The organism is Bacillus sp. 22475, assembly GCF_052044835.1.
Lineage (GTDB): Bacteria > Bacillota > Bacilli > Bacillales > Bacillaceae_G > Bacillus_A > Bacillus_A cereus.
Genome location: NZ_JBQENW010000003.1, coordinates 275,617 through 288,190 on the forward strand (window position 1 = coordinate 275,617; position 12,574 = coordinate 288,190).

Genomic DNA, 12,574 nt, shown 5'->3' on the forward strand with positions numbered 1-12,574 from the left:
TCCGTTTTTAATTATAAATTACATGAATTAAAAGTCAAGTGCGTGACAAAGTATAACTGTGATTTTTTATCCTCTATTTGTGAATGAAATTATATGAGTGACTTTCTGGATATATTGGCGCAACTTAAAATTATATCAGCGATTCTCATGATATATTGACTTACCGACAAAAATTCACAATATAAGAGGAAGCTATCCCGAAATTTCACTTAGGATAGCCCACCTTCATACATACAAATTAAAAGAAATCATAAATAAATGGCTTACGCACTGGTACTAGATTCTCAATTGACCGTATTGCCTCGTCACTTCCACTAATTAATTCAAGTTCATTTAGTTCTAACGGGCGTTTATAACCAAACATTATTGCCGATAGTGCATTTATATCCAGTTTTATTCCTTTTTCCGTTGTTTCTTCTACAATTGTTATTTCATGATTTGCAAGTCTCACTGTTACGTTATTCCACGGAGCAAATGCGTCTGTAATGTGTAGGATCACTTCTTGCTGTACATTGTTCCAATTCAACTCATATTGTTTTAAGAATTGCTCTACATCTACAATTCTTCCCATAAAATATGGTTTTATTTCTGTCTTCACGCGTGGCTCTTGCAATGAATATAACAACGGTTCGTTTTCACTTACTGTCATTTCAAGTTCTTTAATCATAGAATCATGCTGGCAAATAAAGTTCCACAGACCATTTCGTGCTTCATTATGTAGTGGTACAAATTCTTCTACTGTCATTTTATAGTTTTCTATTTTGTATAACATGTAACCTGCTGCCCTTTTATTTTCATCATAGTAAATCGCTAATGTTAAATCATCATAAACCGCTTGTAACCACCAGTTCTTCTCTCGAACTAGCATACCTGAAAAACGTTCTGCAAATACTTCATAGAGCTTTTCGACCTCTTCTGGATGATTTTCTTTATTAAAACGTTTCACAGTGCCATTTACTTGTTTTTCCATCACTAAATCGCTCTTAGTTATATGACATGTGACTAAATTCGCACAAAGTTCCCAGCCGTATTTACGGTAAAATGAAACCGCAAATGGATGTAACATAGAGACTGTATAGCCATCTTTTTTCATCGTTTGAAGTGAATCTTGAAGTAGCTCTTTTACATACCCACTTCTTCTATACTCAGGATACGTCGCTACCCCTGCAACGCCACCCATTTTAAATTTTTCTTTACCTATGTAAATATGAAACGGAATAAGATGTAGTTTTGCTGCTAAGTCTTCCCCTTCCATAATGCCGTATATTTCATGACTTTCCTTCATCTTTGTAAGTTGCTGCTGTAATCGTTCCTCATCTACTTTATATTGAAAAGCGTATTCTGATAAACGTAATGCTTCTCTGAACTTATCTTCTTTTAATTGTATGACATTCATATAATTCTCCTCCATTCCCTGTTTGAATTGTATCACAATTCTTTCTATTATAGTTCGGTAAGTGAAATTAGAAAGACGTTTTAACAAAAAAAGCAGATACATCACGTATCTGCTTTCCATCCTTATTATTTAGCTAACTTTTGAAGTTCATCAAAGAATGTAGGATATGATACACCTACTGCTTCTGCATCTTCAATAATTGTTTTTCCTTCTGCCAGACAGCCAGCAATCGCAAGCATCATTCCGATGCGATGATCACCATAACTATTTACTGTATTGCCTTTTAGAGCTGATTTTCCGTAAATGATCATGCCGTCATCAGTTGCTTCTATGCGAGCTCCTAGTTTCGTTAACTCAGCAACGACTGTATCAATACGATTTGTTTCTTTTACTTTTAATTCGTGTGCATCTTTAATTACTGTAATTCCTTCCGCTTGCGTTGCCGCTAATGCGATTACAGGAATCTCATCGATTAATCTAGGGATAATATCTCCGCCAATTTCAATTCCTTTTAATGAAGATGTTTCAATTGTAATATTTGCAGCTGGTTCTGATGCCCCTTCGTTAATTATATCTACAGTGAACGTAGCACCCATTTTCTCTAAAACATCAATAATACCTGTACGAGTTGGATTCATTCCTACATTTTGTAATACTAGTTTACTATTTGGGATGATTGCACCTGCTACTAAGAAAAATGCTGCTGATGATACGTCACCTGGCACTTGAATGTCTGTTGCTGTTAATTTTTGTCCACCTGACAGCTTCACTGTTTTCCCTTCGCGAGTTACTTTAACACCAAATGCTTCAAGCATTCTTTCCGTATGGTCGCGTGAAATATGTGGTTCTGTAACAGCTGTTACACCTTCTGCACGAAGACCTGCAAGTAAAATAGCTGACTTTACTTGTGCACTTGCAACAGGAGAAATATATTCAATTGCTTTTAAATCTCCGCCACGTATTGTTAGCGGTGTAAATGTTCCTTCTTCTCTGCCGTCAATGTTTGCACCCATTTGTTTTAATGGGTTTGTTACACGCTTCATCGGTCTTTTTGCGATAGACTCATCACCTTGTACGCAAGAGAAAAATGGTGTGTTAGCTAATATACCTGACATTAATCGAATTGTTGTACCAGAATTACCAACATCTAATACAACTTTCGGTTCTTGTAAACCTTCTAATCCTTTACCAACTACAGTAACTTCATCACCGTTTTGCGTAATTTCTACTCCCATTTCTTTAAAACATGAAATAGTACTTAAACAGTCTGCACCGGGCAAGAAACCTTTAATTGTTGTTTTCCCTTCTGCAATCGAACCGAACATAACAGCACGGTGTGAAATGGATTTATCACCTGGGATTGTAATATTGCCATTCAATCCGTTATTAACAGGTTGTATTGTTCTTTCTTTCACGTTTTTCACCTTCTCATTTAAATTGTTTCATAAGTTTGGTATTCTTCTTCTCCAAGCGCTAGCTTCGCTTTCATACGATCTTCTTCCCTTTGGAAACTAATACGTAATACCCCAAGCAGTCCTTCACGCGCTTCTAATATTTGCAAGTTCGTAATACTAATTTCCTCGCGCGCTAAAATACTCGTAATATGAGCCAATGCCCCCACCTTATCTAATACATCAACGTATAAGTCGTGATAAGCAGGAATTGCACCACTCTTTCTTACTGGTAAAGAATCACGGTATTCCTTCGCATCTGCAAAATAGTTTTGAATCTCGCCTGCATCTCCGGTAGAAACTGTCTTATATAAACCTTCCATTTCAGAGATCCACTCTTTTAATAATACCATTAAATGCTCTCGATTTTGCTTTACAATATCACTCCACATTTTCGGACTACTAGATGCGATACGTGTAATGTCTTTGAAACCTCCAGCAGCGAGTTGATGAATGAGCGGATTATCTCCTGCATGTTTCTCAACTTGCTTTACTAAACCTGCTGCGATAAGATGCGGGAAATGACTAACAATCCCTGTTACATAATCATGTTCTTCTGTATTTAAAACAAGAAAATGAGATCCTGTTCCTTTTAACCATACTTTAAGGTCTTCCACTTGTTCATTTGGTACATGATTCATCGGTGTTAAAATGTAAAATGCATTTTCAAATAAATGCGCCTTTGCGCTTTCAACTCCCGTTTTATGAGAACCCGCCATCGGATGTCCCCCAATGAAAGAAACTTCCTTTGAAAATAAAGCTTCCGCTTCGTTCATAATAGACCCTTTTGTACTACCAACATCAGTCACTATAACATCTTCTCGTAAACGGAATGACGCAAGTTTGTGTAATAGCTTCTTCGTTTCTTCAACTGGAGAAGCAAAAACAATTAAATGGGCCTCTTCACATGCATGTTGTAAATCAACTGCTACTTCATCTACTACGTGTAATTCTTTTGCACGCTCTACTTGCTCTTTAAATATATCGTAACCTGTTATCGTTACATCGTGCTCTTTCTTAATCGCTAATGCGAGAGAGCCTCCTATTAAACCTGTTCCAATTAATACTACCTTTTTACGCATTTGCCTCATCTCGAGACTTACTTTTTTTGTTTTCAAAGTGTTGTTTTAACACTGAAATCACTCCTTCATTTTGCTCCCTTGTTCCAACTGTAATACGGACACCATTTGGGAATGGACGAATAATAAACCCTGCATGTGCACAAGCTTCATAAATCTCTCCTGCATTCTCAACTGGCAAGAAGATGAAATTTGTTTGTGATGGATAAAATGGAATTTCATTTTCCTTACAAAAGCTTGCGTATTGTTGTAATCCCTCTGTATTCACGTGAACTATTTCTTCAATAAACTCGTTATCACCAAAAGCAATCGTAGCTGCTTTTTGCGCTAATGAAGATACGTTAAATGGTAAACGTACGACATTTAATTTCTCAATTAGCTCTTCCTGTCCGATCGCATATCCAACGCGGAAAGAAGCTAATCCGTATGCTTTAGAAAACGTTCTAAGTACAAGAATGTTTTTATGTTTTTCTAAAAGCGATAATGTCTCAGGGAAATCTTTTGCTGTTACGTATTCATAGTACGCTTCATCAATGACAATTAACGTATTTTCACTAATGCCTTCAATAAATTGAGTTAATTTTTGCTCATTCACATATGTGCCCGTCGGGTTATTCGGATTACAAATCCATACGATTTTCGTATTATTATTTACCGCTGACAAAATTTCGTCTAAATCGTATACACCGTTATTTAAAGGAATTTCTTTCACTTCACAGCCTTCAATAATCGCATGATGACGGTATTGCGGGAATGTTGCACCTGCTGTTACAATGTTATCTCCCGCTCGTAATACGGCGCGGCTTATTATTTGAATGATTTCATCTAAACCACTACCACAAAGTACTTGTTCCATTTGCACATGCAACTTATCCGCGATTGTTTGACGGAGCGTCGTAGCACCTCCGTCAGGATATAAAGCATGTTCCAACCAAGATTTTTGCAACTCTTCTAAAACTCTCGGTGAACAACCGAATGGATTTTCATTCGATGCTAATTTCACAAACGAATGATCTCCGTACACTTCTTTCATTTGTTCTGGTGATTTACCTGGTTTATATGGTTGTAATGATGATAGTTGATCTTTTACTTGCACGTTAAACCCACCTTTTTATTAAAATTCTTTTGCGTAGTTATTGTGTTGCATAATGTTTTGTTTTAATAATTCCATACGATCTTTTCCGAATTGTTCGACTAGTGCATCTGCAAGTTCCCATGCTACAACAGATTCAGCTACTACACCCGCTGCTGGTACTGCGCAACTATCAGATCTTTCAATACTAGCTTGGAATGCTTCCTTCGTATCAATATCAACGCTTGCTAACGGTTTGTATAATGTAGGAATTGGCTTCATAACGCCTCTTACGACAATTGGCATACCTGTTGTCATACCGCCTTCTAAACCGCCGGCATTATTCGTTTTTCTCGTGTATCCTTTTTCTTCATCCCACAGAATTTCATCATGCACTTTACTTCCTGGTTGTCTTGCCGCTTCAAAACCTACGCCAATTTCAGCACCTTTAAATGCATTTATACTCATAATTGCACCAGCAAGTTTTGCATCTAATTTACGATCGTAATGAACGTAACTACCAACGCCAATAGGCATACCTTCTGCAATAACTTCCACAATACCACCGATTGAATCTCCGGTACTTTTTGCGTTGTCAATCGCATCCATCATTTCTTGCTCTACTTCTTTATCTAAACATCGAACTGGTGAGTTTTCAGTTATCGTTTGAATTTCTTCAATCGGTAAGTTTGAAATATGTTTTGCTTTTACTCCACCAATTTCAAGAACATGTCCTGCAATTTTTACGCCTAATTCGCTTAAAATTTGTTTTGCAACTGCACCAGCAGCTACACGAACTGTCGTTTCTCTTGCAGATGAGCGCTCTAATACGTTTCTTATATCACGATGACCATATTTAATTGCTCCATTTAAATCCGCATGTCCTGGACGTGGTTTTGTAATTGTACGTTTCATGTCTTTACTTTCTTTTTCAGAAATTGGCTCAGCACCCATTACTTTCGTCCAATGTTTGAAATCATCATTTTTTACGATTAACGTAATCGGTGATCCAAGTGTCATCCCGTGACGAACACCACTTACAATTTCAACTGTATCTGTTTCAATTTGCATGCGTCTTCCGCGTCCATGACCTTTTTGTCTTCTTAATAATTCTTTATTAATATGTTCCGCCGTAAGTGTCAAACCTGCTGGTACACCTTCTAAAATAACTGTTAACTGCGGTCCATGTGATTCTCCAGCTGTAATGTATCTCATTTCTCTTGCCCCTTTACTATTTTTTTGTACAAAAAAGTCCCTACTGAGCGCTCAGTAGGGACGATGTTTATCGCGGTACCACCCTAGTTGTAGACAACTGTCGTCTACCTCTCTTCTTCTTTAACGATCGTTTGACCGTCTTCCCCTCCATAAGTTGTCGAGAAAGATGCTCCAAGGCTGTAATTCATGCTTACCTTTGTACTGATTCACACCAGCCATCAGCTCTCTTTAACAGTGAGATAAGCACTACTGTTTCCTCTTCAACGCATATATGATATGGAATTAAGATAATTTATTTTTGAAACCTTTTAACTCATCCATGAATCTATGGAATTCTGGAATGTCCATTTGTTGTGCAGAATCTGACAATGCAACTGCTGGATCTGGATGAACTTCAGCCATTACTGCATCTGCGCCAATTGCAAGTGCCGCTTTCGCTGTTGGTAATAATAAATCTCTGCGTCCAGTTGAATGTGTTACATCAACGATAACTGGTAAATGTGTTTCTTTCTTTAAAATTGGTACTGCAGAAATGTCTAATGTGTTACGTGTTGCTCTTTCGTATGTGCGGATACCGCGCTCACAAAGAATAATTTGATCGTTACCTTGCGCAATGATGTATTCCGCTGCGTTAATGAACTCATCAATTGTTGCTGCTAATCCACGTTTTAATAATACTGGTTTGTTAACTTTACCTACAGCTCGTAATAAATCGAAGTTTTGCATGTTACGTGCGCCAACTTGAATTACATCAACGTAGTCTAATGCCATTTCAACATCGTTCGGATTTAAAATTTCACTAATAATTGCTAAGTCGAACTCGTCTGCTACTTGGCGTAAAATTTGTAGTCCTTCTACTCCTAAACCTTGGAAATCGTATGGAGATGTTCTCGGTTTGAATGCACCACCGCGCATTAATTTTAAGCCTTGGTCTTTCATCGCTTGCCCTACTTGACGAACTTGCTCTAAGCTTTCTACTGCACAAGGTCCCATGATGAACGTTTGTGTTCCGTTTCCAATCAATTCACCTTTTACATCAACGATTGTATTTTCTTGTTTCTTTTTACGTGATACTAGTAACGCTTTACGGTTATCATCTTCTTGTAACTCTAAGCTTGCTTTGAAAATCGTTTTGAAAATATGTTGAACTGTTGATGTTTCGAATGGTCCTTCGTTATGCTCTGCAATCATATCAAGTACTTCACGCTCACGTACTGGATCAAAGCGTTTCGTACCTTGTACTTGCTTTTGCTCTCCAATTTTTTGAACGATTTCACCACGTTTGTTTAAAAGGTGTAATAGTTGTAAGTTAATTTCATCTACCTGTTTACGTAATTGATCTAATTCATGATTTGCCATTTGGAAATCCTCCTCTAATGTTTTAAAAGTATAGTAAGAGAATAAAAGATTCTCTATTTTCTGAACTGGCTAATTATACAAATTTATAGTGGAATCGATACCTCTTCTTATTTTAAACTAATAATTCGTACAAAGACATGAACTACTAGTTAAAAAGCCACTTTTTTGTACAAAAAAGCCCTACTGATCCAATCAGTAGGGACGATATTTATCGCGGTACCACCCTAGTTGTAGACTTCTTTCGTCTACCTCTCTTCATTGTTAACGATCATCTGACCGTCTTTCCCTTCATAAAGACAATACTATCTTTACTACGAAAAAGATGCTCCAGGACTGTAATTCGCTCTTGTTTTTGTACTGGTTCGCACCAACCACCAGCTCTCTGTTACAGGGAAACAACAACTACTGCTTTTCCTTTCAATGCATGACTATTTTATTTTCAAGTTGGACCACTAAAATACAAAAAGTCCCTACTGAATAAATCAGTAGGGACGATATTTATCGCGGTACCACCCTAGTTGTAGACTAACTTTCTGTCTACCTCTCTTCACTGTTAACGATCAATTGACCGCTTTTTCCTCATAAAGACAAACTATCTTTATTACGAAAAAGATGCTCCAAGACTGTAATTCATGATTATCCCTGTACTGGTTCACACCAACCACCAGCTCTCTGTTACAGTAAGACTAACCACTACTGTGATCTCTTCATTGCACTTTGTTTATTCAAATGTTTTTGAAATTGAATAAGTATGATTCGTATTATAGAACGCTTTTCAAAACACTGTCAACAACTTTTTATATATTTTTTAAAATTCCACTTTCGTCCTATAATTCTTCTTGTAAATCACCCATTACAATTCCTATGCGAATTATTTCATTTTCTAGTAAATGTAAAACATATTCCTCTACTCCATACTGAACTAATAATTCTTTTATTTTTATGATTTCTTTTTCAAATAAAACGGCTTCTTGACATGTTTGTAGTAAAATAAAAAACACATTTGCAAACATTTCTTTATGCGCTTTCATACTTTCTTTCTTATGAAGCATTTCAATCAATAACTGCTTCATTTCCTCACCTGTACATTTACCATTTACACTTGAAAATGCACGAGACATAATACATAATCCTTTTTCTAATATTTCATCCATGTATAAAATAATACGTAAAAGCATTACATATTCTCTCGCTGTTATCTCACCCATTTTTGGTCGTTCTCGCAAAAATACACTGAGCCAAGCTGTCCAAAATTTTTGTTGTTCTTTTACACTTAATGTTTTGACGTAATAGCATAAAAACTGCATAAATTTAATTTTATTTTCTTCATTTTCTAATACGAGTAAAGGGTATAACCAATCTGTTTTTTGCTCCCAATATAGTACACATTTAATAAATACAAAGCTAAGCCACTTCAAGAAAGCTTCCCTCGTATGCGGATGTAATACTTCCAAATGTTCTATCGCATACTTAATAAAACGCTTCATTTCTGTAAATAAAGGTAAATTTATTTGCGTGTAACATAAACCAGCCCATGCATATTCCGTAATTTCATTTTGTTTTTTTAAATCTAAGTATGGTAACAAATATTTTCGGCACCATTGCTTTTCAATATGATATAGAAATGTAATATCTGCTATTAAACGAGCAAACATAAAGTTTGTTCGTACTGAATTAACTCTTACTTGTTCTTCAAATAAAAATAAATATTCATATACATTACGATCGTATAAATGATCATATGATAACAACTTTAATAATACAGCCGTCATTTTTCCAACAGGATGCTGAATTGATTCATTGTAAAAATCTTGTTTTCCAAGCTTAAAATCCGTATCACTCTTCATAACTTGAGGAAACACTGAAAAAGCAAAGCGTTTTACAACACGTATACTATTCTCTTCTAACTCTTCTAGTCGATTACTAATTTCATATAGAAAACTACTAATTAACCAATGAAAAGCAGTATTTCTAACAAATTTCTGCAATAACGGAATAATTTTTTGGATTTGATCATTTGTCAATCCTCTGTTATTTCGCCATTCTCTAATACAAACAAACCATACTTCATTACTTATTTCTTGCACTCCTACTAATTGATATGCGAATGAAATACTCCACTCTGTATTCAATTTACATGCTTTTGATAACATCTCTAAAAAATGGCGTTGTTCAAAAACACCATCTTGCGAAAATTGCCGAACTTGCTTCATAATTTCAACATCTTTCAGCTGCAATAATCCGTCAGCTGTTACATTACAAGTAATGCTTTGCGCTGTATCCTCTTTCTTTTGTACACTGTATCGTTCAGAATGAAAATGAGGATGCTTTTGCTTCATTAACTCATACCCATTTGCCGTAGATGGACTATTTGAATCACACTTGAATAATAAGTCTAATACGAGACATGCATCAAATACTCTCTCTTCTGTAAGACGCTTTATTACAGTTCGAGTGACTTCTTCTTTTGTTTTTTCCAAACAATTTGCATAATGACTTTTTAAAAGTTGGAAAACTTCATGTTTATAAGTGAAATCTAAAAGAAGTCCTTCCTGTAACAACCATTTCATTTTGTCATCTACACGAACAAAAATATTTTTATTCATCGCATCAATTGCAATTCGCTTTTGAAGTACACTATTCGCTTCTATCATTTCTGTAATATAATAATCCGCTTTTTTCTCATTGTTTTCACATAAATAAGTTAGACACTCTTTTACAATTTGTATTAAAAATGCAAGATCATTTTGATGAAACTCTTTTTCTACATCTTCCTTATTTCTCTTTTTCAGTGCCGTTTGTCTTAATGACAACATTCTCAATTTTTCTAATCCAATCATCATAATTGGAACAGCATAATAGGCGATATATGGCCTCATCTTTTCGTTCCAAATTTGCTCCACATGAGAAAATGTAGATACTGGTAAGCGACTCGATTCCTCGAGTTCTATTGATTCTTGCGTATCATTTCCCCATTTTCTTACACGTTTCAACTTCAGCTTTCCGTCTAAAATAAAAGTTAGTAACAATAAGGCAATTTCTTTATGCTCAGGAAAAGAACATTTTTGCAATAACTTAGAAATCTTTTCTATAGAGCTACTATCTTTTTCAGCAGTTTCTAATAAAAGGAGTGTCCACCTGGCAAACAACAATGGGTCCATCTCACTCTTCGTTTCGTTTAAGTAGTTACAAATTGTTTTCCATAATAACGTTGATATTTTAGAATAATTTTTATAAATTAATTGAAATAATTCTTTCTGATGACTAAAAAGAAATTGTTCCACTAACCATTCTGCAAGTAATTCATCTACTTCATTATAGTTTGGCGTAAGCATAAACAAATTTTGTAATTTACCTTCTGCTTCTAACCATTCGACCCATTCATAATCGTGAGCAAATTCCACAAAGTAACGAACTGTTTCAATTTTTTTAATTGATTGCTTTATGTATGATAATTGTTCCTGTTCTACTGACGGGGGAACCGTTACAATATCCCGAATACGCATTCTTTTCGTAATATAATTATCACCCATTAATTCCGCCCAGCGTTTTACCGCTTTTACGAGAGATTGATGATTATTCACTTTATTCGGATACACAATCGGTCTTATCCCTAAATGTTCCCAGTGGTACGTATTTTCTCCTTGTGCGACAAAAGCAAATCGTCTTGTACTTGGTGGTAAACCAGTTGCTAAATATTTCATTACTGGGTCATTATGACTATATCCAATGAATAAAACGGTGTAATTTGAGAATAGATCGACTAAAAATCTTCTCGCCCAACCTTCCGTTAAGTAAGCCCTTCCAAAATCACCGTCTGTTAAAATTAAAGCCTCTTTCTCCTGTTCTACATTACCATGTATATAAGCAAGACCTTTAAAAGCTCTCCCAGTCGGTAAAGCTGGAGCGTAATAAACATTGATATCTCTATTTATTTCTTTAATTGCAGTTGTAAAATGTTGATCAAAATTTGTTGTTACAATGCGGATATCTGTATCTAAAGGAAATAACCTTGGAATTGCATAATGTAATGGATTCGGTTTTGATTTCTCTATATGAACAAGATCTCTTGCGACTTGATGTACATCTTTTGTTTTCGCAATTTTACCAAGATAATAATCATGTGGTTCTGTTATTTCACGCTTTTCGACATATAACGTTTTTGCAATTTCATCAACTAAATCATCAAAATTTGGTAAGTTTGATTTCCCTTTCATAGAAACTCCCGCTCCAACAAATAACACTAACTTTCCTTGCTCAATGTGATCAATTAACTCATCTGGAATTTCTACTTCTGAAGTAATCCACATCCTGGATTCCCCCTTACCTAAAAATGTCATACACTCTCATTTTACTATAACATTTTTTCGTTATTTTTATAATATTTAGACTAAATTCCGAACATGAAAAAGTTTTATGTAAATAAATCCGTTACAATGTATGAACTACAGAATTTATTGAAAAACTATGTATAAATCGGAGGTGTAAATTTTGAATGATTTCACAGTAGTGCTTATCAAGTTTATATCATGCATTATCGCATTTAGCATTGGGCTTGCTTTATTTTTCCCTGCAACGTTTGTTCAAATTATTTCATTCAGTCTCTTTGTTACAATCGTATCCTACATGTTCGTTGATAAAATTATTTTAAATCGAATTGGCAATACTGGTGCCATTATGTCGGATTTCTTATTAACATATTTAAGCGTATGGATTTTCGGTAATATTTTATTAGACAACTATATGCAAATTGCATGGGGCAGTATCCTTTCTGCCATCGTCTTCACTTTATCTGAAGTAATCGTTCATCGCTTCTCTAACTCTCATACAAGGCACAACAATGATAACATTCGTATTAATCGCCGCTTTGCATATGGTACGGAGTTTGCTGAAGAACAAAATATATTGGATAAAGACAAGAAGAAGTAACATTTTAATGCAGGAGCGCCCTTTTTAATTATGTGGTGCTCCTTTTTTTGTATTTTTTCATTATGGTACGTGA

Annotated in this window: 8 protein-coding genes and 3 other annotated features; of the genes, 1 reads left to right on the forward strand and 7 read right to left on the reverse strand. The window is 35.3% G+C overall.

Annotation, left to right across the window (positions count from 1 at the left end):
- Window positions 1-238: 238 nt before the first annotated feature.
- The 7 genes from ACTJJY_RS07745 to ACTJJY_RS07775 all read right to left on the reverse strand — a co-directional run bounded on the left by ACTJJY_RS07745 (window position 239) and on the right by ACTJJY_RS07775 (window position 11,882).
- Entirely contained in the window at window positions 239-1,396 is a 1,158-nt protein-coding gene (locus ACTJJY_RS07745) for a GNAT family N-acetyltransferase (RefSeq protein WP_440605333.1), read from the reverse strand.
- Window positions 1,397-1,521: 125 nt separating this feature from the next.
- A complete protein-coding gene (gene aroA, locus ACTJJY_RS07750; RefSeq protein WP_088022194.1) occupies window positions 1,522-2,811 on the reverse strand; it encodes a 3-phosphoshikimate 1-carboxyvinyltransferase in 1,290 nt (429 codons plus the stop codon).
- A gap of 17 nt (window positions 2,812-2,828) precedes the next feature.
- On the reverse strand, window positions 2,829-3,929 hold the full coding sequence (gene tyrA, locus ACTJJY_RS07755) for a prephenate dehydrogenase (RefSeq protein WP_053564165.1): 1,101 nt from the start codon (window positions 3,927-3,929) through the stop codon (window positions 2,829-2,831).
- Window positions 3,922-5,022, reverse strand: coding sequence for a histidinol-phosphate transaminase (gene hisC, locus ACTJJY_RS07760; protein ID WP_440605334.1), 1,101 nt, complete (start codon window positions 5,020-5,022; stop codon window positions 3,922-3,924). The genes tyrA and hisC overlap by 8 nt, the downstream gene beginning before the upstream one ends.
- A gap of 18 nt (window positions 5,023-5,040) precedes the next feature.
- Entirely contained in the window at window positions 5,041-6,213 is a 1,173-nt protein-coding gene (gene aroC / locus ACTJJY_RS07765) for a chorismate synthase (RefSeq protein WP_071732051.1), read from the reverse strand.
- A gap of 53 nt (window positions 6,214-6,266) precedes the next feature.
- Window positions 6,267-6,486 (reverse strand) — a binding site (T-box leader).
- A 9-nt stretch (window positions 6,487-6,495) separates the two neighbouring features.
- A complete protein-coding gene (locus tag ACTJJY_RS07770) occupies window positions 6,496-7,572 on the reverse strand; it encodes a bifunctional 3-deoxy-7-phosphoheptulonate synthase/chorismate mutase (RefSeq protein WP_001273575.1) in 1,077 nt (358 codons plus the stop codon).
- Between the two features lie 194 nt (window positions 7,573-7,766).
- Window positions 7,767-8,002, reverse strand: a binding site (T-box leader).
- Window positions 8,003-8,056: 54 nt separating this feature from the next.
- Window positions 8,057-8,292 (reverse strand) — a binding site (T-box leader).
- A 107-nt stretch (window positions 8,293-8,399) separates the two neighbouring features.
- Window positions 8,400-11,882, reverse strand: a complete 3,483-nt coding sequence (locus ACTJJY_RS07775; protein WP_440605335.1) for a DUF4020 domain-containing protein — start codon at window positions 11,880-11,882, stop codon at window positions 8,400-8,402.
- A 181-nt stretch (window positions 11,883-12,063) separates the two neighbouring features.
- Between ACTJJY_RS07775 and ACTJJY_RS07780 the strand changes: the two genes are divergently transcribed.
- Window positions 12,064-12,501, forward strand: coding sequence for a YndM family protein (locus ACTJJY_RS07780; RefSeq protein WP_000997702.1), 438 nt, complete (start codon window positions 12,064-12,066; stop codon window positions 12,499-12,501).
- Window positions 12,502-12,574: the final 73 nt, after the last annotated feature.